The sequence below is a fragment of the Spirosoma areae genome (assembly GCF_054781775.1).
The window spans coordinates 201,470-225,142 of sequence record NZ_BAAGTT010000010.1 but is presented as its reverse complement, the minus strand read 5'-3'; the positions used below and the strand labels follow the sequence as shown (position 1 = coordinate 225,142).

Sequence of the window (23,673 nt, the reverse complement as noted above, 5' to 3'; positions counted from 1 at the left end):
AGCCAAACAGTTGGATTACCCAGGCCGTTACGGGGTAGTAATCATTAAAAAGAACAACACAAATCGTTATGAAAACAAAATCAATGACGTTAGGGTTGCTTGTAGCCCTGGTCGTAGCAGGCACTTCGGTTGCTCAGCAAAACAGCGGTTCAATGACTGCCGGTACCACAACAATGGTTGGCCGGGAAAGCAAGGCGGAGTTTGACCGCATGAACAAAAAAGGGGCAGCAACAGTGGCGGCCATTCGCCCCACCAGCGCTAAATTGTCGAGCGTTGATCAGGCACTGATGATGGAAGTCGCCAACGGCGGCATGATGCAGTTGGAAGTCAGTAAGATTGCTGTGCAGAAAGCCAGCAATGACGAGGTGCGTCAACTGGCGCAGGCCGAAGTAGAGGAACAAACCGGCCTGTCGGCGAAACTCAAAGAGATTGCTGACGCAAAAGGGGTCGTATTACCCAGCGCTCCCGACGCCGAAACGCAGGCGATGGTAACGAAGATGGAGGGTATGTCGGGCATGGCTTTCGACCGGATGTACGTTACCGAAAGTGGCGTGAAAGGCCATGAGAAACTTGACATGGTTATGGGCAAGGTAAAGTCAAATGCCTCGGATAACAACCTGAAAGCTCTGGAAAAGGCGGCTCACCCACTGGTAAAAGCGCACCTGAAAGTATCGCGCGAGATTATGAATAAAATGGATGGGAATGGCAGCACAGGAATGAAGTAAACCCATTCTACAACGAAAAAACGGACCACAGAACATGGTCCGTTTTTTCGTTGTAGAATGGGTTTAATTACTGAACCGATACAATCTTAAACTCGGTTCGCCGGTTTTGCTGGTGTTCGTTTTCGTTACAATTTACCCCGTCGATACAGCCGTTCAGAATTTCGCTTTCGCCGTAGCCACGCGCGACCAGGCGGTTTGCCGGAACACCCCGCGAAACAAGATAGTCCATAGCCGCGCGGGCACGATTCTCCGACAGCCGGATGTTGTAGATATCGGTCGCCCGGGCGTCGGTATGGGATCTGAGTTCAATCTGCATCTGTGGGTATTCCTTCAGAATAGACAGTACATGATCGAGTTCACGAGCCGCATCGGCGCGGATAAAAAATTTATTCAGGTCGTAATAAATATTTTTCAACTGGAACACATCCCCAACTCCGTATAACCCAAGCGAGTCCGTAACAACTGCCGACTTCTTTTTGGTTTTGCTGTATTGGGCTTTCTTGGTGGCATAGCGATCTTTCTGAGCCGTGATGGTGTAGGGCGAGTTCGGCTTCATGTCGAACTCGTAGCCGCCATCGGGGCCGGTTGTCACGGTCTGCTCCGATTTATCTTTCTCATTCCGCAGCGTCACCTTCACGCCCGTTGCCGGTTGTTGGTTGACCTCGGTTTTTACAACCCCTTTCACCACCGTATTCTCGGCCCGTTCGAGGTAAATAGATACATTCAGGACCGGTTTTGGCGATTGCGTGAGGGTTGAAAACCTGACGCTGTTCATGGCAAAGCCTTCTTTGATGGCTTTAAATTCATATTCGGTGTTAGAGTCCACACACAGATCAGTGCGCCCGTCAACACTCGTCACCCGAAGGTCCTGATTGATGCCGTTTCGCAAAATCCGCACATCGGCATTTTCGAGTGGCGTACCCGTTTTGGCATCATAGACCAGAATATTAAGTTGCTTGCAGTTCCGGCGGAAGGAATAAATATCATCGTCGCTGATGCCTTTTTTGCGGTTACTGCTAACATAGCCCGTCGTGCGGCTTTTATCCGTAATAAAACCGAAATCATCTTTTTCGGAGTTAATTGGAGCACCCGCATTCTGAACACCTTTGTAGGCAATACCGTCTTTTAACTCAGCCACAAACACATCCAAACCGCCCAGTCCTTCGTGCCCGTCTGATGAAAAATACAGATAATCACCTTCGGCTACAAACGGGAACATCTCATTGCCTTCAGTATTAATTTCCTTACCCATATTAACGGGCGTTCCCCACTGGCCATTGTTAAACTCAACCACGTAGACGTCAGTCCCGCCAAAACCACCCGGCATATCCGATACAAAGTACATTTTCGTGTTATCCGTCGAGAAAGCGGGATGACCAACCGAATATTCATTGCTGTTGAAGGGCAACTCCTGAATATCGACCCATTTTCCGTTCTTATTCACGGAAGAATACAATTTCAATTTTTTTGTACCATCTGAGCTTTTACCCGCTTTTCCCTTACTCGAATTGTTCCGGGTGAAAACAATATAGTTCTGATCTTTGGTGAAGGTCATTGGCCCTTCGTGGTATTTTGTATTGAGGGTGCGGCTAAATATTTCGGCTTTTGTTAACTTTTGCGTTTCACCGGCAACCTCCTGTGTTGCCCCCGATGCTTCGCTGCCGCTACCAAGTATCGCCGAATTAAGTGAACGCCCCGGCAAGGTACCGGGAACCCGCAACTGGTTGGTATCGGGGTGAAAATAAAGGTCTAAAAAAGGCGTTTGGTTCCAGTTAAATACCCGCTTCACCACACCTGATTCGTCGCGGGCCGAGACGAAAACAATCCCGCCTTTATAATACATCGGGCTGAAATCGGCCTGCCGGGAGTTAATCGGCAGGCTATATAAGCGATACGACGATGAATCCTGATAAAAGCGGTTCATGTCCATGTAGGAAACCGTAAAACGGCGTCCGCGCAGGTCCTGCCCCTGTTTTTCACCATATTGGCTGTACATTTTCTGCGACTCCCGGTACTTCCCGTTGGCGGCCAGCGACTGGGCGTAGTATAGATAAACTTCACTGTCCAGGTCGGTATAAGACTTTACTAATTCGCCGTAAACCCGCTCGGCATTGCGGGTATCCTGCAACTTACGGTAGCTATAGCCAAGCTTGATGAGCGCGTCGCGGGTTTCGGCAGGGTCTTTCTTTTTATCGGCCCGCAGAAACTCCTCATACGCCCGCACCGCGCTGACGTAGCTGAGGTTATCAAACTGCTTATTAGCCGCTCGTAGCCGCGCGCTTTGTGCCTGAACAGTCAGACTCCAGAAGGCCAGTCCTACCAGTAGGAGGACACGTACAATTCGGTTCATGGATATTAATGAGTTAAAGAAAACTTTGGGCTTGCCGAAACCTTATCAAATAGAATGCCAACTTTTGGGTATGGTTCGTAAGTCGCTCCGTAAAGCTACGATTTTTCTGTTTCGTTACCCTTAAAATACAATTTTACCCGTTTCAATAAACGTTAACTTTTTCAACTCCAGGTAGATTGGGTACGTCTATAAATTAAAAAAGCTCATCAATAGCTGACGAGCTTTTTTGACGCAGGTAACTATGTATTACTCTTTTACTAATTTATGAATAACCCGCTGACTCTCAAACGTCACTTCCATCGCGTAAACGCCCGCAGTTAAGGATGCCACCTTTAGTACTCGTTCGTTTTTACCGGCTATGCCCCTGAATAGCTGCTGTTGGTGGGCGCGCCCCTGCAAGTCCGGCAACCGAATCTGAACAGGACCCGCTTCATTGAGCGAGACCGTTACAGTAACTTCATCCTGTACCGGGTTGGGGCGTACCGTCACCAAAGTGACTTCTTCCAGTGTTGGCTCCGGGGCGGCTTTCCGCAGGCCATTGGTGGAAAAGAAAACGGTCCCATCCGACGATGTCCCCTGCTGATAGCCTCCCGGCGGGTTGATGCCACCCGGAAAGGCTAACCCCCACCAGCCCGTATCGCCCGCGTTCAGGCAGGGCCGGTATTGGTCAGCCCCGGAATTTTTCGTGAAATTATCCCAAAAGTTATCGCCCCGTGGGTAATACTTGTCGTTGGAAGAGCCGGGAACGTGGGTCACTAAGGCCCGCTTGCCATTGGGAAACTGCCGAATCTGCACCGTCAGACCATTCCAGGTTCCTACCTGACGCGGACTGCTGAAATCGCAGGGATTGGTTGGGTTGGAGCCATTTTGGGCGAAGAAAACCGCGCCATCGGATTCGTTGCCCTGATAATAACCCGATGGGGCGTCAGGCCGCCAGGCAGGGCAAGGCCATACCAGGCTGTATTGCCCGCGTTCAAACAACTTTGCAGACCGGCCGCATTGGGATCAAGGTTGAAATTGCCCCAGAAATTGTCGCCACGCGGGTAATACTTGTCGGTTGACGAGCCGGTAATGGCCGTGACCAATACGTTCTTACCCGAAATAGACCGAATCTGCACCGTCAGACCATTCCACGTGCCCACATAGCGCGGCCCACTGCTGAAATCGCAATTGGAGGGCGATGAACAGTTTACATTAATGTTGAAATTGGTTGTTCGGACATAGCACCCCGAACTTGGTTTCGACATCGTTAGGGAATATTGATAATTGCCTGAACTGGATGGAGCCGTTATGCTGATGCTCGAATTTGACCCTGAATTAAACGGCACATTGGGGCCAGCAAACGAATACGTGACGTTCTGACAAGTCCAGTAGTTTGAATTACCATTGACGCCCGCGCAGTTAGCACTCAGGATTATACCCTGGCTACAGTTAGCACTGGTGGGAGCAATATTGATTGGCTGATAATTACAATCGGGTGAGCAGGTTCCCATCTGAATACCTACGGCTGCCCAGGCTTCTCTGACGGCCACCTGTTGAGGTGATCATTCGCCATAAAGGGCGCCAGCCGCGATTCGGAGCGCCTGAGCCGTATTGGGATAGTTGTAATCGCCGTAAATGTAATTCTCAAGTCCCCAGTAAACGACGCTCATGGCATCGTCGAAACCAATGGGCGTGATGTTTCCGTTTGGCCCTTTGCCCGTGTAGAGCGTATGGAACCACTTGTTAAGCACACCATTGTTGTGGTGGGTACTCAGATTGTTAAAATCCCAATAGCCTGGTTCCTGATAAATTTCCGGCTGGCCGAAATTAAGATTATCAACAACATTATGCGGGTGTTCCATATCCCGGACATATAGCGCATTTTCGCCCAGTTGCCAGTTCCAGATATTGCCCTGCGAGCCAGTGGGATAGAGTTCCCGCTCCATAGCTGTGCCAATAATATCCGAGAAACCCTCGTTTAGCGAACCCGTTTCCCCAGTTCCAACCGTCCAGCCGCCAACTAAGTGATAGGATACCCCATGCCCGTATTCATGACCTACAATATCGACGGTTGACAGAATGTTACCATTTGCCGGTCCAATCCTCATTGTCCTTGTAGCATAAGTCCAGATAGCCCCACCATTAAAGTTAGGATCAATAAATATCTGTGCAATGGTACCCTGCCCATCGGTGCCATTCATGCCAAACCGATTCAAAAAATACTGATAACTCCGCCAGCCAACCCAATGCGCCAGCGTAGCGTGCTGTTCGTTATTGCCCCATGATGTAGTCGGATTGGTTAAATCGGCATCGTCTATAATACCGTTATTGTTCAGATCCCGGCGGGTTCGCAGGGCCTGCGCTACGTTGGTACTCATGGTAAGCCGGTACCCTCCACCAAACGGCTCTACTTCGAACGAGGGGGTCGGATTACTGCGCGGATGGAGCGAATTAAAGGTGGCGGCCTGCATCGGTGCAATCGACCTGAACGACTCAATAGGCTGTTTATGAGCCGATGACAAGGCTACGTGTTTGGCATAGTTACCATGATGAGACTCGAAACAGTTACTTATCAGTGAATGGCGCTTGAGTACCCGGCCCGAAACAGCATCGATATACACCCGGTTGGCCTCCTGCATGTTCCTGCTATATAAGTCGAACGAGTACGCAAGGCGATAACTTTCCTTCACATAGTCGCCGTCCACGCGGGTCAGCACCAATACACCTTTGGGCTGTTTCTGGCTATCGTCTAAGCCGTCGAGGGTCAATTTACGGTCGGCCAGTGCAGTCTCTAAAGCGTGGCGTTCGACAATAGGCTTGTCGGTAGCGATGTCTAAATTCTCAATAATTCGGGAATGAGCCGCTATTAATCGACCTTTGCGCGAGTGCAGGTCCAGATGACCCTCTTCGACTAAGGCGTCTTTCCAGTAAAGCTGATAATGCTGGTGCCGGGTTTCTTTCACGTCGGTTCTGTCCCGGACTAATCGGAGTTGATAGCCTTCCTCAATCCCTAAGGCTTTGGCAAAGCGGGTCGAAAACGAAGCTGCTTCGACCATCTCTGCATCGGCGCGAAACTCCAGCCAGCCGTCATCAGTGGCGCGGCTGGTGAGAGCCAACAACGCTTTATCATTCTCCCGTAAGTATTTAGGTTGGAATTTCTGGGCAAGAGATTTGTTTTTCCCACATATGATTATGCAAAATAAACAGAGACAAAAGAGTGTTCGTGTAGTGGTTTTCATAGTCGTAAATAGGTGAATGGTGAACGAACGAACTAAGGTGCTTCTTCGACTTTCTCGACTCGAATCCGGTAGTCGGGAACCGGCAGCCAATTGATAATTTCAGGGTGTTCGTAAACAATACCCCAGACACGGTAGCGATACCGATTGGTGGAGTCAATCAGGCGAATCTTGCCATTTGCAATAGTGACATTGCTCTTTAGACGCATAGCATCAATCATGTCCCATTGCACATCACAGATGGGTATGCCATCAACCACAATGCCATTCACTACATTGACAGGGTCTTTGAATCCGAAGGATAAACCCCCATAGTCAGCGAGTGCGCCATTGATGCGTTTAAAGAACATAGCCTGAGTGCCGGGCGAGCAACAGCTTCCATTCTTACAGTCGGGCAGGGGTGGTTCTTTGCTACAGCCCGCGCCCAGAGCCAGCCAAAGCACGACTACTACGGCCAGGCTACGTAGTTTTGTGGTTTTCATATTAAGCGTTTATTTAGGTGTGTTTAGTGACAAGAGTAGGTAATCGGTTCTATAAAGTCAATATATAACCAAATTATTTTTTTGTATAATTATTCAACTATATGTACACAAAGCATGGCGGTAAAGTAAACTTATGCAAAACAATTAACACATCTATTATTAATCAATCGGTTACAAAACGGAATTGGGCAATGTGCCTTGTTTCGCCTGTCACTCGAAAAGAGTGGCCAATTCGGAGGCCAATGATCCAGACAATTTCGTCGCCCGAAAGCAACACGGCGGTCTGCTCCCGCTCCGAACGGCTTAGCTTAAGATCATTTAACACATCGCTTACTAATTTGTGTCCGTTCAGGCCTAAGGGTCGGAAACGGTCGCCCTGCCGCCACGGTCGGATGGTGAGCGGAAACGCCAGCCGGTCAGCATCTAAACACGCCATATTTGGGTCGGTGGGCGGGGTAAAGTCGGTGGGTTTATCGAATAGTTCAATGGTAAGCTCAAACCGATCGGTAACCGCTACCGGCGTAGTGGGCCAATCGGTCAATGTGATTTCGTAGTCGATTTGTGTTGGCAAGGATTCGAGTAGCAGGCCGTTCCGTTCGTGTGTAATCCGGTGCGTGGCCGATAGAAATTGCTGCCCAACGGGTTGCGCCAGCGATTCGGCCATCAACCGTGCCTGATCGGTCGTAAAGCCAAATGGCCGTAGCCACTCCGCCAGCCGGAAACTCAACTCAGACAAAGCCAGTAGTTTAGCGATGGGCAACAGCTTTTTTTCATTCTGCTGCTCCATCGTTTCCCGCCAGGAACGGTCGAGTTCGGACTGCATCAGCGTTTCGGCGGCCCGCAACCGCTCGACCGTGCGCGGCATCGTTTGCCAAAGACCCGGATTAAGGTCAGTCAATACGGGCACAACGTGATGCCGAATCCGATTACGGGCGTATTTGTCATCCGCATTCGAGCTATCCTCCCGATACGCTAAGGATTGCGCTTCGGCATACGCCAGCAACTGATCTCGATTGGCAAACAGAAGCGGGCGGACGATAGCATTCTGCCGGGGGGCAATGCCGTGCAAACCGGCCAGGCCGGTGCCGCGCGTCAGGTTCAATACGATTGTTTCGAGTACGTCGTTCTGGTGGTGTGCCGTTGCCACACACGCATAGGCATGTTCCTGAAGTACTTGAGCAAACCAGTCGTAGCGGAGTTCGCGGGCGGCCATCTGGATAGAGATACCCCGTTCGGCAGCAACGGCGGCTGTAGCAAAGCGCGTCAGATGAAACGGAACTCCATACTGCTCGGCCTTGTTTTTAACGAACAGCGCGTCGTTATCAGATTCGGCTCCGCGCATACTGAAGTTGACATGAGCAATTGCGAAAGGTTGCTGAGTGCGGTGAAATAGCTCCGCCATCACCACCGAATCTACTCCACCACTGACGGCCAGCAGCACGCAATCGGTCGAATTGAACAGCTTATTGTCGTTAATATATCCTAAAAAGTTCCGTTCTATCATACGGTCTCGGCCCGAAGCCGTAGTTTTACACCCATGATTCGCCTGTTTGCCCGCTTTTCGGTCGTTTTGGTTTGGCTCAGTTTGCTGTTCGTGTCCGTCGATGGGCTGGCGCAGGGGGGCCGCCCAACGGTGCCGCCCGCAACCGACCGGGTTGAGCTATTGCCCCCCGGCGCCGACAGTTTGGTGGTGCTGAACATTCCCGGTCAAATCGCCCGAAAATTATACAATAACGTCCGCTTACGGCATAAAGGCGTTCTGATGTACTGCGACCTTGCGGTGCAGAACGTAACGACCAACGTCATCGAAGCCTACGGAAACGTCCGGCTTATTCAGGGCGACACGATTACGGTGCGGGGCGACACGATGTATTATTACGGCAACACCCGTCAGGCAAACATGCGCGGCCATGTGACCATGCGTGACCGTAAAATGACCCTGACAACATCCCAGCTCGATTACGATATGCTATCGGGGATTGCCCATTATCCAACACCGGGCCGCATTGTCGATAAAGATAACGTGCTAACCAGCGACGAAGGCTATTACGATACCCGTTCCAAATTGTTTACGTTTTACCGAAATGTACGGTTAGTAAATACCAAAGGTACGCTCACAGCAGATGCGCTGCTGTATAATTCCTTTACCCGGATTGCTACGTTTCAGGGACCAACGCGCATTACCAATAAAGAGGGCGTTCTGACAGCCATTGAGGGTCAATACAATACGACAACCGGTATATCTAACTTTCAGCGACGGGCGACGGTCGAAACACCTAAATACCGGCTCACAGGCGATTCATTATATTATGACAACGTTACCGAGTTGGGTATCGCCAGAGGCAATGTGATTATGGTTGCCAAAGACCGTAAGGCCGTTATTACCGGCGACCATGTTCGCTATAATGGCAAGGCGGGTATTTCGCGGGTGACGGGCCATGCCGTTGCCAAAAGCTTAGCCAACGAAACAACGCAGGATACACTTTACCTGCGGGCTGATACGCTATTTTCATTCGATAATAAAGTAACAAAGGCCCGTCGATTACTGGGGCAAAAAAACGTTTTCGTTTATAAATCCGACCTGCAAAGTAAGTGCGATTCACTCATTTACGACACGGCCGATTCAACCATTTATTTTTATAAAAAACCGATTGTCTGGAGCCAGAATAAATACCAGATGGAAGCCGATTCGATGCGGGCAGTGCTCAAAAATAATCGAATTCATTTGCTGTATTTAAAAGCGAAATCGTTCGTGATTTCGCTCGATACATTAAAGAATTTCAACCAGATAAAAGGGCGAACGATTACGGCTTATTTCGCCACAAAAATTGTACCCGATGCGGGTTCATCCACTTCACCGAACGCCCGAAGCAGCCAGCAACCTGGCGTTTTATCGTCTGCGGCACGCTCTGTTTCGGCAGGTGCAACGAAATTCCCTTCTCAGCGCGTAGTGGATAAAAAAGGCAGCCCGCCAACCGCGACTCAGGAACAAACTGTTCTCGACCGGGTCATTGTGGAAGGCAATGGTCAGAGTATTTATTACGCCGTTGATGAGATGAATAAACTGATTGGTATGAACCACGTTGAATGCAGCCGGATGAACCTGGAATTTGTCAATAATAAAGTTGGACAAATTCGATTTTATGGTCGCCCGGATGCCCAGCTCATTCCGCCTAAAGAGTTTACAAGTGAAAATCAACAACTTGACGGATTTCGGTGGCGCGAATCCGAAAAACCTACGAAAGGTCAGGTGTTGTGGCTCGAAACGCCCCCAAAAGAGCAGCCAATGATGAAAAAACCGGCAAAAATCAAGGGTCCAATTAAACCATTAGCTCAAAAATTGGTTCAAAGAGGTACTAATTAGCCGGTTTAACAATTTTTTAGACAATAAGCCGTTGACTTTGTCTTTTAAGAAGATTATGTTTGTCGTGAATATGTGTGTACCCGAAGCGAATTTTCATGAAACAACTTATACTTATTGGTGTATTGACGGGCTTGCTAACGGCAACAATCCCTCTCCAGGCGCAAGTCGCCCTGCGGGAGTCGGATGCCGGAAAGGGTAGCCGGCTCGAACTGGGCCGAACGTCATCACCGGCTAAAACAGGCAAGGTAACGCTGTCGTCTCAGCGGTTCTCGCTTGCGCCCAATCCGGCCTTAACCGGGCTTGACCGCCCCATTACGCTGAACAAAAACGCGGCTATCAACGAACATTATCGGTCGTTACTTCTGCCTCGTTCGGGGAGCAAAGCAGCGGCCCGAACGGCGTCGGTTGAAACGGCTGCCCCCCTTGTTGCCGATACTCGTCCGTCTCCTGCTCAGGAAATCAAGGAAGACAGCCGGCTTTATAGCGGTGAGAAGTTGTGGGTTTCCAACGCCTACCCGAACCCCGCCGACCATGTTGCCGAGCTTGATTATCAGTTTAGTGGACAGGCTGGTGAAGCAAAGCTAACCTTGCTGAATGTGCTGGGAGCTTCAGTCGCTACGCACGAACTCGAACGAAATGAGCGAAAACTACGCATCGTCACGAGCGATTTAGCCACCGGCTATTATTTATATCAACTCTCCGTTGATGGTAAGAAAGTAGCCACCAAACGGTTGCTTGTTCGCCACCAATAGATGCCTGCTTTAGTTGTTAAAATAGTCTAAACAATACGAATTGTTCGTCATTTCTGGCACTATGACAGGCTGCGCCGTCGTTAAAACGGTATAGCCTGTATTTTTTTTGTATCTTTGCAAGCATATGCAACACCGTCATATTGGTAAGGTTCTGCTGGGAGTTTGGGTCGTCTTTCTACTGGGGTCATGTAGTCCGTTCTCGAAATTGCAGAAAAGTGGAAGCGATGACGAAAAATACAAAGGAGCCGTTGAGTACTACAAAAAAGGGGACTGGTATCGCGCTGGTCTGTTATTTGAAGAGTTGATTCCGGTGCTGAAAGGCAGCACCGAATCGGAGATGGCCCAGTTTTACTACGCCTACACGCAGTATCAGCAGCAACAGTATTTGCTGAGCGCCACGCTGTTCAAAAAGTTTTATGAGACATTTGCCCGGTCCGAATACGCGCAGGAAGCCATGTATATGTACGCCTATTCACTCTATAAGGATACGCCCGCCTTTAACCTCGACCAGTCGAATACGCTAACGGCGACATCTGCCTTACAGGATTTCATCAATGCCTATCCCGACAGTAAGTACAAAGAAGAATCAACCAAGCTGATTCTGGAACTACGCGGCAAACTGGAGCGAAAAGCCTACGAGAAAGCGAAACTGTATTATAAAACCAGTGGATTTAACATTGCATCCTATAAATCGTCGGTTATTGCCATCAATAATTTTCAGCGGGAGTTTCCCGATTCGCAATACAACGAAGAATTGGCCTTCCTGAAAGTAGATGCCGAATTCAGCTTAGCTCAGAACAGTCTCGAAACCAAGCAGAAGGAACGTTACCAGGAAGCTATCAGTTATCATCAGGCGTTTGTGGATAAGTACCCCAACAGCACATTCCTGAAACAGTCGGAAAAAATGTTCGAAACCAGCCAGAAAGAGATTGACCGCCTGGATAAGCTGGAACAGGATCGCGAGAAAGAAAAAGAAAAATTAAAGAGTCCCCCCGCCAAAGTGACGGCAGCAAATTGATGTACGATGTATGAATTGAGGTACCTCATAAATCATACATCGTAAATCGTAAATCGTAAATCAATACATGGCTACAAATCAATCCATTATTACCCGCAACAGCGATAAAATTGCGGGACATACCGGCAATCTGTACGAATCGGTATCGATCATTTCCAAGCGTGCCCGGCAAATTGCCTCGAAAAATAAAGAGGAGCTGAGCAACAAACTCTCGGAGTTTGTTTCAGCGGTTGATAACCTCGAAGAAGTCTTTGAAAACCGCGAACAAATCGAAATCTCGAAGTTTTACGAGCGGATGCCCAAGCCAACTTCCATTGCAACAGACGAGTTTCTGGAGGGTAAGGTCTACTGGCGTTATAACGACGAAGAGCCTCAGCCGTAAGGTCGGCTATTTGCCACTTTTTATAACCGCATGGCCTATACCGTGCGGTTTTTAGTGTTTTAGGACGTTTCAGCTTCCATGTTCCATAGTTCAGGTCCCCGAATGGACTATAAGACCTGAACCATTAAACTGTTCTCACTCGTGAGGGGTAAACGAATTCTTCTTGGTGTCACTGGCAGTATCTCGGCTTATAAATCGGCGGTACTGGTACGGCTTCTGGTGAAGGCCGGAGCAGAGGTTCAGGTTGTCATGACAGAGTCGGCAAAAGCATTCATTACGCCCCTTACATTGGCTACGCTGTCAAAACGGCCCGTTCTATCGGCGTTTGTCGACAGCGCAGGCAAACACGCTGGCGATGGTAGCTGGAACAACCACGTTGACCTGGGCCTTTGGGCCGATGTCGTGGTGATTGCTCCTGCATCGGCACATACCCTTGCTCGGTGCGCCAACGGCTTATGCGACGATCTGCTGTCGGCGGTTTATTTGTCGGCCCGGTGTCCGGTCTTTTTCGCCCCGGCAATGGACGTCGACATGTATCACCACCCAACAACGGTAGAAAACCTGCGTCGGCTTACCTCGTTTGGCAACCACATTATCCAGACCGGGCATGGCGAACTGGCCAGCGGGTTGGTGGGTGAGGGCCGGTTAGCCGAACCCGAAACCATTGTGCAGGCCCTGGAATCTTTTTGGCGCGGGTGGTACGGCATTCCGGCAGGGAGTAGGGAGCATGAGGGATTATTGGCTGGAAAGCGCGTGCTGTTAACCGCCGGGCCTACGCAGGAACCGATTGACCCGGTGCGGTACATCAGCAACCACTCCACCGGAAAAATGGGCTACGCTATTGCCAAAGCGTTTGCACTGGCGGGTGCCCATGTTACACTGGTGAGTGGCCCAACGGCGTTGCCCCTCCCCGACCCGGCTATCCGGCGTATTGATGTGCGCTCGGCCCAGGACATGTTCGAGGCCGCCCAGGCTGCTTTTGACGAATCTGACATTGTTGTGCTGAGTGCGGCCGTCGCTGATTACACACCTGCCCATCCCGCCGACCGGAAGATCAAGAAAAAAGAAGTGGCATTTGCTCTTGAGTTGACAAAAACGACGGATATTGCGGCCACCCTGGGCAGCCAGAAGCACCCCGGACAAATATTAATGGGTTTTGCGCTCGAAACGGATAACGAACTCGAGAACGCGCTGAAAAAACTACGGGCGAAGAATCTGGACTGGATTGTGCTTAACTCACTGCGCGATGCCGGAGCTGGCTTCGGGCACGATACGAACAAGATCACCGTTATTGACAAAGACGAGCAAACCTACGAATTTGCCTTGAAATCGAAGGACGAAATTGCCCAGGATTTGGTCAGTTTAATTAGGAACAAATTAGCGGTTTCCTGACTTCCGTGTTGAACAACACGGGTTTCACCCGCGCTTTTCCGATTCATAATCGCGGGCTTCTACCGCACGGGCGGTCCCGCGCAACGGCGGACCGTCCGCTTCACTACAACAATGAGAACAATACTGGTTCTGCTACTATTGAGTTTCCTGATTAGTCCGGCGCGGGCGCAGGAACTGAACTGCGAAGTGACAATTAACTCCGATCAGTTGTTTGCCCAGCAGAAAACTGATTTTTCCTATGTGAACCAGTTGAAGGGTATCATTACCGAGTTTATGAATAACCGGCGATGGAGCAACGACCAGTTTGCAGTTTCGGAGCGGATTAACTGTTCATTAACCATCAATCTGGTGAAATCAGTCACCCAGGGTGTTTTTGAAGCGACTGCCCAGATCACTGTAACCAGGCCCGTGTATGGCACCAACTACCAGACAACGGTCTTTAGTTATGTGGACAGAGCATTTAACTTCGTGTATTTGCCCACAACGCCCGTTTATTTTCGGGAAAATCAGTTTTCCGATGATTTAACTTCTCTGCTGGCCTACTATGCCAATGTGATTCTGGCCGTCGATTACGATACGTTCAGTAAACAGGGTGGTAACCCGTTTATCCAGCGGGCCTACACCATTACCAACCTGGCACAACAGGGGTCGCCCAATGGAGCCTGGCAAGCGGGGGGCGACCGACGGAACCGGTACTGGTTAGTCGAGAATTTGCAAAACCAGCAGTTAATTCCTCTTCGCGAAGGCATTTACACCTATCATCGCTTAGGGTTAGACATTTTTGCAGCCAATCCGGTGCAGGTTCGTAAACAGACACTCGATCTCCTCACAACCATTCGGACAATTGGCCTGCAACTTCCTAACTCGGTGTTAATCAATTCGTTTTTCGATGCCAAATCGCAGGAATTGTACAACATCCTTTACGAAGGAACAGCAACAGAGCGTCAGCGAGCGTTCGATCTGCTATCCTATTTAGACCCGTCCAAAACCGAAAATTACCGGAAATTAATTTATTGACCGGCGAGTCATAAATTCCTGAACCGCTCACCAACAACCGATGTTAGATACGTAAGGAATTGCCTCTATGCTGTCGCATTTACTCATAAAAAATTACGCGCTTATTGATGAACTCGAACTCACGCCCGACCGTGAGTTAAATATCATCACGGGCGAAACCGGAGCCGGGAAGTCAATCCTGTTGGGAGCCATTGGCCTGTTGCTGGGCAATCGGGCCGATACACGGGTGCTGTACAATCCAGAACAGAAATGCGTTATCGAAGGCACATTTGGCGTGTCGGGCTATGCCATCGAACGTATTTTTGACGAAGAAGAATTAGATTATTCCAATACGTGCATCGTCCGTCGGGAGATTAGCGTGAGTGGCAAATCGCGGGCGTTCGTCAACGATACCCCGGTGAATCTTGAAACGCTCCGGCGAATAACGAGCCAATTGATGGACATTCACTCGCAGCACGATTCTGTCCTGCTTGGTTCAAACGAGTATCAATTGGAAATCGTTGATACCTACGCCCAAAACGACAGCCATCTACGAGTATATCGCACTGATTACCAGACCTATCGTGCAAAAAAAACAGCGTATGATCAACTGCTTACCGAAGCGTCGGCGATGCGGAAAGAATTTGATTATAACAATTTTCTGTACGAAGAGCTTACTAAGGCGCACCTCCAGCCGAATGAGCAGGAATCGCTTGAGCAGGAGTTGACCATTCTCGAAAACGCCGAGGAAATTAAGGAGCGACTACAGTTAGCCTATGAATATTTAGACAACCCAGAGCAGTCGGTTATTGACTTTTTAAAAGGCGCGGTCAGCAATCTGGCCTATATTAGTAAATTGTCGGATCAGTATGAGCAACTACAACAACGGGCACAAAGCACCCTAATCGAACTGCGCGACCTGGCCGATGAAATCAGCGCCAAGCAGGACCATGTTGAGGTCGATGACAGCCGCGCTGAAACCATCCGCGAACGGTTGAATCTAATTTACCAACTCCAGATCAAACATCAGGTAAAGGATGTTGCCGCCCTTATTGTCCTGCGGAGTGAATTAGGACAAAAAGTGAGCAAAGTACTCAATCTGGACGATGCACTTGCCGATGCCAAAACCCAGACGGAAGCTGCCCGTGAGCAGCTCTTAGCCAGTGCCAGTGCATTATCGGCTTCGCGGCAGGCTGTTCTACCGCCTATCGAAGCTGAAATAGGTGGCCTGCTTCAGGATCTGGGTATGCCAAATGCGTCTTTGGCCATTAAAACCGAGACAAACAAACCGACACCAACGGGCATCGATACCCTTTCATTTCTGTTCAGTGCGAACAAGGGGGTTAAGCCACAACAGTTGAAAAATGTTGCCTCTGGCGGTGAATTTTCGCGGCTGATGATGGCGATTAAATATATCCTGGCCAATAAACGGTCGTTGCCAACCATTATCTTCGATGAAATTGATACCGGCGTTTCGGGCGAAATTGCCATCAAGATGGGGAACATGATGCGCGATATGGCGCATAATCACCAGCTTATTGCCATTACCCACCTCCATCAGATTGCCGGGCAGGGTACAGCGCATTATTTCGTTTATAAAGATCATTCAGCGGCCAAAACCGTAAGCCGTATCAAAAAACTTACGCTCGACGAGCGCATTACTGAAATTGCCCAGATGATTGGCGGCAAAAATCCATCGCCCAGCGCCCTCAAAAACGCCCGCGAAATCCTCAAACAACGCGCTCCTGTAACCGCAAAGTGATGGATAATAAGCTGCCATACACTAACCAATTACCCAATTCCTTTCACTACTCTATGAACAAATTTACGTTTGCAGTCGCCGGGTTGTTGGCCACCGGGGGCGTTTTCTGGTCCTGTAATTCTGGTCAGGACGCCCTAAAAGAAGCGGAGAATGAGGTCTTTGCCATTCATGACAAGGTGATGCCCAGAATGAGTGATGTCATGAAGTTGAAAAAGCAACTGGCTCAGCGCATCGTTACATTAGATAGTCTGAGGGCCAGTGGCCCATCGACGGCGACGATTCGTGTAGAGGAAGAGAAAGAACAAGCCCACCGACTAAGACGCAACCTAACGATCGCCGATAGCCTGATGAGTGACTGGATGTACCGCTATAACGGGGATACTCTCGCTAAACTATCGGCGGAAGACGCGCTGCGGTACCTGGCCGATCAAAAAGATAAAGTGACCGATGTTCAAACAAAATTCAATACCAGCATTGAGCAGGCTAAACAATTCCTGGATAAAAAGTAGCATTTACCTGCTGGTCGGTTTAGCCATGATGTTGGCAGGTTGTGATTCGTCAACGACGGATAAACTCCCCATTCTGGGCCAGCGCGAAGCGATTACGAAGGTTGTCGATGGTAAAACCGTGACCGATTCGGTGTATCAGGCTATCCCTGATTTCAGCTTTATCAGTCAGTATGGCGATACCGTAACAGCCAAAACGTTCGACAATAAAATCTACGTAGCTGATTTCTTTTTCACGAGTTGCCCAACGATTTGCCCCAAAATGAAGGTGCAGTTAAAGCGGGTTTACGAACGATTCAACGGAAACCCCAACGTTATGCTGCTCTCGCACACCATCGACCCGGCCCACGATTCAGTGGCTGTGCTAAAGGAGTTCGCCCAGAATCTCGGCGTTACGGGCAGGCAATGGTTGTTTGTGACGGGCGACCGGGAGAAGATTTACGACATCGGGCAAACCAGCTATATGGTCACGGCGCAGGCCGACGAATCGGCGCCGGGGGGCGTGGTTCACAGTGGCGCCTTTATTCTGGTCGATAAAGCCAAACATATTCGGGGCATCTACGACGGCACAACCGAGGCTGGTGTTGATAAGTTAATGAACGATATGGATCGGCTCCTGGCCGACTATAAACCATGATGCGATTTACCAGTTTTCTGGCCGTTCTTTCTGTAGTTTTCTTTGTTTCCTGCCAGAGTGAGGAAGAACTTAAACGGCAGCGGTACATTACCGAGGGCATTCTGGTCTATAAAAATAATTGTGCCAACTGCCATCAGTCCAAAGGAGAAGGATTGGCTGCACTCTACCCGCCCCTGGCCAACTCCGATTATTTAGTCAATAAAGAAGCCGTCATTTGCCTGATTCGTTATGGTCAACAGGGGCCTATCGTTGTGAATGGCAAGCCATACAATCGACCCATGCCCGCTCAACCGCGGTTGAGCGACCTCGAAGTAGCCGAATTAGTGACGTACATCTATAATGAATGGGGAGGAAAAAAAAAGCTGATTAGCGTAAAAGACGTCACGCCAGTTCTGGAGAGGTGTAAGAAATAGGTACTGGTCAAGAGTCATCAGCAACGGGTACTACTGACGACTAATGATTCTTGACCAGCAACTATGTTTGTTTAAAATCCACCTTCGATGTTAAAGACGCCCGTTGGCTTGCGAATGGAGTACTGGGTAAAATCCTGGTTGGCATCCAGGCCAATGCCGTAGAGTTTTTCGCCGGTCAACTGGCTTAACACCGTCACTCGTTTGTGTGTGTAGACTTTCTTGGTAGCCGGATTCCAGGTCAGTTCGGGCGAGAGAAGTTTTTCCTGCTTTTGCTTGTTAATGACGACGACATGCCCCATCACCACATACAAATCTTTGGCCTTATCATAGCGGCCGGAGTCAGACCGAATGGTGGTTACCTCCTCACCAGTGGGGCCATAAAACACAATATTGACGGGTTTGGGGTATTTTCGGTCGTCGTTCAGATACCGAAATTGTTTCGCCGTTATCAGTTTAACCTTTACAACAGCGGCCTCGCTGTAGAGTAGCTTCACCTCATTGATTTCCTCAATTGGCCCACTAAATTGTATTGCTTTCCTAACCTGCTTCGGCTCTCCGCACCCCAGGAAAAGGAATGACCAATGAACAGTGTATAATGCATAATAGAAAGCACGGCTCATTCGTCCGGTTCTCACTCCACATTGTTCATTCTTCATTATGCATTACCTATTTTTTAATCTACCACCTGTTTGCGGAACCACCAGTCGTTGAGCGAGAAACCTAAGGCCACCCGCACATACCGTTCACGAAGCTGATTGCCGGTTAATACACCCCGTTGCCCGGCCACCACGGCTAAGGAGACGTGATTCACCAAATAAGCGCCCAACGGTAGGGACAGCCCCAGGCTACCATTGATGTCGTTAATCTGAGTTCCGGCCACCTGATACGGCAGTCGGCTATACTGAAAACCGGCCCGGTAGGTAATCAGGTCGCGGTAGCGATTCGAGGTCGGTTTCGGAGTAAACTCCACCCCTGTTGAAATGGTCAGGCCATCCGACAGGTTGCCGGGCCGGTTATCAGCCGTGCGAAACTGGTTCCATTGCTGAAAGCCAACATCCACACCCACCAGCAGGGTATTAGTTTTCTCAAGGCTAAGCCCAACGTGTAGTTGCTGCGGCAAGGTAGCCTTGCCGTCAGAGTTTAGCCGAATGGTATCGGCTACAGCCCCCAGATTATCTTTCTGATAGATGTCGGTTTGAGTTGCCCGAATGCGGGTTTGCGGATCATACGTGGCACCGAGGTTTAACGACCAGGTTTCACTCAGTTTAGGCCGCCACGCAGCGCCTAATTTCCAGACGATGTCGCTGTAGTTAACCCGATTCAAGAGCGTTACGGGCACATCGCTGCTACTGCCCGTTTGTACAAGCGCACTCGATGAGTTGGTTATGTTACCAAATAGAAAGGACGCTTCAACACCCGCATACACATTCTTCGTGACGCGCACACCATTGGCAAAGGTAACTTTGTTCAACCCTCCGCGCCCCTCGTAGTTGTATAATGCCCGAAAATTCGTGCCCGGCACTGGCAAAAACTGCTGGGTATTGTAATTTACGAAGGTATAGGGCCGTAGACTCAGCGATATATTCCAGCGCGAATTGGCCGGCACCGCCAGCGCCAGATAACCCAGGTTACCGGCCGTGCTGTTCTGGCTTCTAAGGCTATTGCTAATGTTTTGGCTGATACCGTTCGATTGACCGATTAACCCCACTTCAAACACGGTGAAGCGCGTTCGTCGGGCCAGCAGAGCCGGATTTTGTAAATTCAGGTAGAACGAACTGGCATGGCTAATGCCTACCCCGCCCATCCCCATGTTTGTTACATTGCCCTGGCTGTATAGCTCACCAATGCCCAGAGCCGAATAGGGAGAATTTCCCAATCCCTGCGCCAATGCCATCGGCGATGTTGCGGCAACAGCCAGTAAACTATGCGTTAACGTCTGGCGTATTCGCTTGTAGATTCTCAACATTATAGCGTAAAATTCGATTCAATCCAATCAGCACCAATTCGGGCACTACAAATATCGGGGGTTTCAGGCGACTTTCAAAGGCGGGCGCATCGCCACCGCATACCAGCACGACTACGCCCGGTCGTTCGCGACGATAGGTTTCGATAATTCCGTTCAGCTCAAACGCCAGGCCATTCAAGGCTCCGCTCTGCATGGCCTGTTCCGTATTCTTCGCCGTCAGGACGGGCCAGTCCACGGGCGGTTCAACCAGAGGTAAACGGGCTGTTTGCTCGTGCATGGCCCGAAAACGCATGGTTAGCCCCGGCGAAATCAGCCCGCCCAGAAACACGCCCCCCCGCTCGACCAGGTCAGCCGTCAGGCAGGTGCCCAGGTCAAGTACCACACAATCCTGCCCCGGAAATAGCGTTACGGCCCCCACCGCACCCGCCACCCGGTCGGCGCCGAGGGTAGTCGGTGTATCATACGCCTTACGTATAGGTACGGGTGTATAACCATCCAAAATCTGAAAATCACGTCCCAGATGAGTTAGCCGGGCGCGCATCTCTTCGGCAGGGCGACTCGTGGACGACACCAGCACCTGCGCTACCGAACGAGTAGACAAATCAGCCAGCAACGCATCTGACGAGATATAACGACCTGTTTCGATAAGGGTTTGGCCCTTGAACCAGCCAGTTTTCAAGCTTGAGTTGCCCCAGTCGATCACTAAATTCAGGGCGTCCGAATCGTTTATTTGGTAGTCCATGCGCGTACAAAAAAGGCAACGCCAGATCAGACGACAAAATTTGTCATTATCTTTTGTTTTAAGCATTTTTAACGGTGAGCCTGTTCAGTCACCAAAAAATTACCAAAATCCCTGTATATTTATCAGGTCAGTAACGGCAAACAACGACGGGGAAACTTTTTGTTGAGTAATAAATCGAGTTTTTAAGCAGGCAGTTATTAATTCCATTATTTTACGTCAGAAGTGGAAACATTTTAAACGGAATAACGTTCTCTTGACAAAACCGGATTGAACGATTACCTTTGCAGTCACCAATCTGGTTGGCAGGTAGCATTTTCCGAAGCAGCAGCCCGTAAATAACGCAGATCGTCGCATTGGCAAGCCAGCGAAACATCGCACCGCCATATTCCAAACGTTTTGATAGTCATGTCTGGCCTCACCAGACCTTTATGTTTGGATTAGGTCTAATCATCCCAGTGTATATTTTGACTTTTTTTCGTCACCTAATTGCTTAAATCTGTTGCGGTTTGTTCGGTTTACTGCTTAGTAACCCATTTTATGGCTTATGCCTGGTTTGACAACCTACCCGTCAACACATCCATTCTTGAGTTTACTAATCCCCAATTTCCATCTCCACCGCTTAAGCGGTTCATTTTAGGTTTATTGCTAACCTGACCTTTATGTATAACAAGGAAGAATTAAGTCTGAAACTCGTTTCCGAGCTTCAACCCATTGCCGCCGAGTTCGGCATTCGTGATACCACTAAGTATACCAAAGAAAAACTTATCCTGAAAATATTGGGTGAGCAGGCCGTTCGGCCAGGTCCCGAAGGAACGAGTGAAATCGCTCCCGTTGAGGAGCCCCCCCGGCGTGGCAAGCGGACGAGACCCGTTGCTGACATACCGGCATCTGCACCCATCGACGCCCCAGCCGATAGTGTACCAGCAAGCCCAGAAGGCAACGCCCGCCCCAAACCGCGTCCTGCCCGACGTGAACGGACTGAAAACCAGGCAGATGGATCTGTTGACACACCGGCACCATCAGCTCAAATCGAAACACCGGTCGTTGCCGATAGCCCGTCTGCTGAACCGGATGCGACCCCGCCTGCGGTGGATACACCTCCGGTTTCAGATGCCGGAGTAACCAATGGAGGCACCCCCGAAACCCAACAACGTCCCGATCGGACGACCCCGTTTCGGGACAGAACCAATGGAAGTGCTGGTACAACCCCGAACGAACGGCCTTTTCAATCGGGCAATCCACGCAATGACCGCAACCGGCCCGACCGCGATGGCAATTCAGCCCGACCTGATTTAAATCGTCAGCGCATCCCCCGTCCGGATACGAATCAGCCGGCATCACGCGATGCGAGCGGACGGCAACGGTTTGACGGCAACCGGGAGCGAAATGACCGTGACACGCGCGACGGTAATCAGCGACGCGACCAGCGCCCACGTACCCAACGCGTGGTTACGGATGAGGCCGGATTGAATTACGGCGGGCAGCCCGACGAGGAATTCCTGACACCAACGGTTATCACAGACGACAACGCGGCCAATGTTCAGATGGGTAGTGAGACGGCAGCAGCCGTTGACATCGATTCGCCCGTTGAGCAACCCGAACAGCCCGCTGAAACCGACACGAATCAGCAAACGGAGTCTGGGCAATCGGCTCAACCGCAACTGTCAACGGCAACCCGTGAAGCCCAGGAATACCAGAATCGCATTCGTCGGCAGTATAATCAGCATATTCGCGAATTCGACGGAATTATTGATAACGAGGGAGTGCTGGAGATTATGCAGGATGGGGGCTATGGTTTCCTGCGGTCGGCAGACTACAATTATTTAGCCAGTCCCGATGATATTTATGTCTCGCCTTCGCAAATCAAATTGTTTGGCCTGAAAACCGGCGATACCGTGCGGGGAGCCATTCGCCCCCCAAAAGAAGGCGAAAAATATTTTGCCCTGCTGCGCGTCTCAACCGTGAATGGCAAGACTACCGAGGAAATCCGCGACCGGATTCCCTTTGAGTACCTGACCCCCCTGTTCCCGGAAGAGCAGCTTCATCTGAGTAACCGACCCGAAAACTATTCGTCGCGGGTGCTGGATCTGTTCGCGCCCATCGGTAAAGGTCAGCGCGGAATGATTGTGGCCCAGCCTAAAACGGGTAAAACGGTGCTGCTGAAGGAAATCGCCAACGCCATTACGAAGAACCACCCGGAGGTGTATCTGATTGTGCTGCTGATTGACGAACGCCCGGAGGAAGTGACCGACATGGCCCGCAGCGTAAACGCCGAAGTGATTTCTTCGACGTTTGATGAGCAGGCCGACCGGCACGTGAAAGTGTCGAGTATGGTACTCGAAAAAGCGAAGCGCATGGTCGAGTGTGGCCACGACGTAGTGATTCTTCTGGATTCGATTACGCGACTGGCGCGGGCGTATAACACGGTTGTGCCTTCATCGGGGAAAATTCTGTCGGGTGGTGTCGATGCCAACGCCCTGCACCGTCCGAAGCGGTTCTTTGGGGCCGCCCGGAACGTGGAAAATGGCGGGTCGCTGACCATCATTGCCACCGCCCTGATTGACACCGGCTCGAAAATGGATGAGGTAATTTTTGAGGAATTCAAAGGAACCGGCAACATGGAACTCCAGCTCGACCGTAAATTGGCCAACAAGCGGGTTTATCCGGCTGTGGATGTTATGGCATCGGGTACGCGCCGGGAGGACTTGCTGTTAGACAAAGAGACGCTGCAACGGGTCTGGATTCTGCGGAAACACATGGCCGACATGAACCCCATGGAAAGCATGGACTTCCTGCTCGGCCATTTGAAAGGCACCCGGAATAATGAGGAGTTTTTGACTTCGATGAACCGGTAAAATTAATTTTTAAACTACAGAGCGCACAGAGAAAAAACGGAGGGCACAGATTTTACTTCTCCGTGCCCTCCGTTTTTTCTCTGTGCGCTCTGTAGTTTAAAAAAGCCTAAATT

At 50.2% G+C, this 23,673-nt stretch carries 21 protein-coding genes; 12 read left to right on the top strand and 9 right to left on the bottom strand.

Annotated features, from left to right (window positions below; translation table 11 throughout):
* The first annotated feature begins 68 nt into the window (after window positions 1–68).
* A complete protein-coding gene (locus ACYVI1_RS04600) occupies window positions 69–725 on the top strand; it encodes a DUF4142 domain-containing protein (RefSeq protein ID WP_460907191.1) in 657 nt (218 codons plus the stop codon).
* A 67-nt stretch (window positions 726–792) separates the two neighbouring features.
* Here the strand turns inward: ACYVI1_RS04600 and ACYVI1_RS04595 are convergent, their stop codons facing one another.
* The 6 genes from ACYVI1_RS04595 to tilS all read right to left on the bottom strand — a co-directional run bounded on the left by ACYVI1_RS04595 (window position 793) and on the right by tilS (window position 8,279).
* On the bottom strand, window positions 793–3,075 hold the full coding sequence (locus ACYVI1_RS04595) for an OmpA family protein (protein ID WP_460907187.1): 2,283 nt from the start codon (window positions 3,073–3,075) through the stop codon (window positions 793–795).
* Between the two features lie 246 nt (window positions 3,076–3,321).
* Entirely contained in the window at window positions 3,322–3,564 is a 243-nt protein-coding gene (locus tag ACYVI1_RS04590) for a T9SS type A sorting domain-containing protein (RefSeq protein ID WP_460907488.1), read from the bottom strand.
* 326 nt (window positions 3,565–3,890) lie between these two features.
* Entirely contained in the window at window positions 3,891–4,607 is a 717-nt protein-coding gene (locus ACYVI1_RS04585; protein ID WP_460907185.1) for a hypothetical protein, read from the bottom strand.
* Window positions 4,608–4,619: 12 nt separating this feature from the next.
* Window positions 4,620–6,176 (bottom strand): M4 family metallopeptidase, encoded by a 1,557-nt coding sequence (locus ACYVI1_RS04580; RefSeq protein WP_460907182.1) that lies wholly within the window; start codon window positions 6,174–6,176, stop codon window positions 4,620–4,622.
* A gap of 152 nt (window positions 6,177–6,328) precedes the next feature.
* Window positions 6,329–6,775 carry a hypothetical protein gene (locus ACYVI1_RS04575; RefSeq protein ID WP_460907179.1) on the bottom strand — a complete coding sequence of 149 codons (447 nt, stop codon included), beginning with the start codon at window positions 6,773–6,775 and terminating at the stop codon, window positions 6,329–6,331.
* Between the two features lie 163 nt (window positions 6,776–6,938).
* Window positions 6,939–8,279 carry a tRNA lysidine(34) synthetase TilS gene (gene tilS, locus ACYVI1_RS04570; protein ID WP_460907176.1) on the bottom strand — a complete coding sequence of 447 codons (1,341 nt, stop codon included), beginning with the start codon at window positions 8,277–8,279 and terminating at the stop codon, window positions 6,939–6,941.
* Between the two features lie 33 nt (window positions 8,280–8,312).
* On the opposite strand from tilS, the gene ACYVI1_RS04565 reads away from it, so the two are divergent.
* The 10 genes from ACYVI1_RS04565 (at window position 8,313) to ACYVI1_RS04520 (ending at window position 17,997) form a co-directional block, all read left to right on the top strand.
* Window positions 8,313–10,139: an OstA-like protein gene (locus ACYVI1_RS04565; RefSeq protein WP_460907173.1), complete on the top strand. Its 1,827-nt coding sequence runs from the start codon at window positions 8,313–8,315 to the stop codon at window positions 10,137–10,139.
* Window positions 10,140–10,234: 95 nt separating this feature from the next.
* Complete coding sequence (locus tag ACYVI1_RS04560; RefSeq protein ID WP_460907169.1) at window positions 10,235–10,891, top strand: T9SS type A sorting domain-containing protein; 657 nt, start codon at window positions 10,235–10,237, stop codon at window positions 10,889–10,891.
* A gap of 124 nt (window positions 10,892–11,015) precedes the next feature.
* On the top strand, window positions 11,016–11,909 hold the full coding sequence (locus tag ACYVI1_RS04555) for an outer membrane protein assembly factor BamD (protein WP_460907166.1): 894 nt from the start codon (window positions 11,016–11,018) through the stop codon (window positions 11,907–11,909).
* A gap of 67 nt (window positions 11,910–11,976) precedes the next feature.
* Entirely contained in the window at window positions 11,977–12,291 is a 315-nt protein-coding gene (locus ACYVI1_RS04550; RefSeq protein ID WP_460907163.1) for a DNA-directed RNA polymerase subunit omega, read from the top strand.
* 141 nt (window positions 12,292–12,432) lie between these two features.
* The gene (coaBC, locus tag ACYVI1_RS04545; RefSeq protein ID WP_460907160.1) at window positions 12,433–13,683 is read left to right on the top strand and encodes a bifunctional phosphopantothenoylcysteine decarboxylase/phosphopantothenate--cysteine ligase CoaBC; all 1,251 of its coding nucleotides are present in this window, start codon (window positions 12,433–12,435) and stop codon (window positions 13,681–13,683) included.
* A gap of 111 nt (window positions 13,684–13,794) precedes the next feature.
* Window positions 13,795–14,700 (top strand): type IX secretion system protein PorD, encoded by a 906-nt coding sequence (gene porD, locus ACYVI1_RS04540; RefSeq protein WP_460907157.1) that lies wholly within the window; start codon window positions 13,795–13,797, stop codon window positions 14,698–14,700.
* Window positions 14,701–14,767: 67 nt separating this feature from the next.
* Window positions 14,768–16,441 (top strand): DNA repair protein RecN, encoded by a 1,674-nt coding sequence (gene recN / locus ACYVI1_RS04535; protein WP_460907154.1) that lies wholly within the window; start codon window positions 14,768–14,770, stop codon window positions 16,439–16,441.
* A gap of 53 nt (window positions 16,442–16,494) precedes the next feature.
* On the top strand, window positions 16,495–16,950 hold the full coding sequence (locus tag ACYVI1_RS04530; RefSeq protein ID WP_460907151.1) for a viral A-type inclusion protein: 456 nt from the start codon (window positions 16,495–16,497) through the stop codon (window positions 16,948–16,950).
* Between the two features lie 25 nt (window positions 16,951–16,975).
* Window positions 16,976–17,584, top strand: a complete 609-nt coding sequence (locus tag ACYVI1_RS04525) for an SCO family protein (protein ID WP_460907486.1) — start codon at window positions 16,976–16,978, stop codon at window positions 17,582–17,584.
* Window positions 17,581–17,997: a c-type cytochrome gene (locus ACYVI1_RS04520; protein ID WP_460907149.1), complete on the top strand. Its 417-nt coding sequence runs from the start codon at window positions 17,581–17,583 to the stop codon at window positions 17,995–17,997. The genes ACYVI1_RS04525 and ACYVI1_RS04520 overlap by 4 nt, the downstream gene beginning before the upstream one ends.
* A 71-nt stretch (window positions 17,998–18,068) precedes the next feature.
* On the opposite strand, the gene lptC is transcribed toward ACYVI1_RS04520, so the two are convergent.
* The 3 genes from lptC to ACYVI1_RS04505 are packed head-to-tail and all read right to left on the bottom strand — an operon-like array spanning window position 18,069 to window position 20,705.
* Window positions 18,069–18,617: an LPS export ABC transporter periplasmic protein LptC gene (lptC, locus tag ACYVI1_RS04515; RefSeq protein WP_460907147.1), complete on the bottom strand. Its 549-nt coding sequence runs from the start codon at window positions 18,615–18,617 to the stop codon at window positions 18,069–18,071.
* A gap of 53 nt (window positions 18,618–18,670) precedes the next feature.
* On the bottom strand, window positions 18,671–19,963 hold the full coding sequence (locus ACYVI1_RS04510) for a hypothetical protein (protein WP_460907144.1): 1,293 nt from the start codon (window positions 19,961–19,963) through the stop codon (window positions 18,671–18,673).
* Window positions 19,920–20,705 (bottom strand): type III pantothenate kinase, encoded by a 786-nt coding sequence (locus ACYVI1_RS04505; protein ID WP_460907141.1) that lies wholly within the window; start codon window positions 20,703–20,705, stop codon window positions 19,920–19,922. The genes ACYVI1_RS04510 and ACYVI1_RS04505 overlap by 44 nt, the downstream gene beginning before the upstream one ends.
* 659 nt (window positions 20,706–21,364) lie before the next feature.
* On the opposite strand from ACYVI1_RS04505, the gene rho reads away from it, so the two are divergent.
* Window positions 21,365–23,560: a transcription termination factor Rho gene (gene rho / locus ACYVI1_RS04500; RefSeq protein ID WP_460907139.1), complete on the top strand. Its 2,196-nt coding sequence runs from the start codon at window positions 21,365–21,367 to the stop codon at window positions 23,558–23,560.
* Window positions 23,561–23,673 lie beyond the last annotated feature (113 nt).

What these genes read in the sequence shown, in the direction of transcription:
- ACYVI1_RS04600 (WP_460907191.1), top strand. Translation starts at nt 69, where the DNA reads ATGAAAACAAAATCAATGACGTTAGGGTTGCTTGTAGCCCTGGTCGTA.
- ACYVI1_RS04595 (WP_460907187.1), bottom strand. Translation starts at nt 3,075, where the DNA reads ATGAACCGAATTGTACGTGTCCTCCTACTGGTAGGACTGGCCTTCTGG.
- ACYVI1_RS04575 (WP_460907179.1), bottom strand. Translation starts at nt 6,775, where the DNA reads ATGAAAACCACAAAACTACGTAGCCTGGCCGTAGTAGTCGTGCTTTGG.
- tilS (WP_460907176.1), bottom strand. Translation starts at nt 8,279, where the DNA reads ATGATAGAACGGAACTTTTTAGGATATATTAACGACAATAAGCTGTTC.
- ACYVI1_RS04565 (WP_460907173.1), top strand. Translation starts at nt 8,313, where the DNA reads ATGATTCGCCTGTTTGCCCGCTTTTCGGTCGTTTTGGTTTGGCTCAGT.
- ACYVI1_RS04560 (WP_460907169.1), top strand. Translation starts at nt 10,235, where the DNA reads ATGAAACAACTTATACTTATTGGTGTATTGACGGGCTTGCTAACGGCA.
- ACYVI1_RS04555 (WP_460907166.1), top strand. Translation starts at nt 11,016, where the DNA reads ATGCAACACCGTCATATTGGTAAGGTTCTGCTGGGAGTTTGGGTCGTC.
- ACYVI1_RS04550 (WP_460907163.1), top strand. Translation starts at nt 11,977, where the DNA reads ATGGCTACAAATCAATCCATTATTACCCGCAACAGCGATAAAATTGCG.
- porD (WP_460907157.1), top strand. Translation starts at nt 13,795, where the DNA reads ATGAGAACAATACTGGTTCTGCTACTATTGAGTTTCCTGATTAGTCCG.
- recN (WP_460907154.1), top strand. Translation starts at nt 14,768, where the DNA reads ATGCTGTCGCATTTACTCATAAAAAATTACGCGCTTATTGATGAACTC.
- ACYVI1_RS04530 (WP_460907151.1), top strand. Translation starts at nt 16,495, where the DNA reads ATGAACAAATTTACGTTTGCAGTCGCCGGGTTGTTGGCCACCGGGGGC.
- ACYVI1_RS04525 (WP_460907486.1), top strand. Translation starts at nt 16,976, where the DNA reads ATGATGTTGGCAGGTTGTGATTCGTCAACGACGGATAAACTCCCCATT.
- ACYVI1_RS04520 (WP_460907149.1), top strand. Translation starts at nt 17,581, where the DNA reads ATGATGCGATTTACCAGTTTTCTGGCCGTTCTTTCTGTAGTTTTCTTT.
- lptC (WP_460907147.1), bottom strand. Translation starts at nt 18,617, where the DNA reads ATGAGCCGTGCTTTCTATTATGCATTATACACTGTTCATTGGTCATTC.
- ACYVI1_RS04510 (WP_460907144.1), bottom strand. Translation starts at nt 19,963, where the DNA reads ATGTTGAGAATCTACAAGCGAATACGCCAGACGTTAACGCATAGTTTA.
- ACYVI1_RS04505 (WP_460907141.1), bottom strand. Translation starts at nt 20,705, where the DNA reads ATGGACTACCAAATAAACGATTCGGACGCCCTGAATTTAGTGATCGAC.
- rho (WP_460907139.1), top strand. Translation starts at nt 21,365, where the DNA reads ATGTATAACAAGGAAGAATTAAGTCTGAAACTCGTTTCCGAGCTTCAA.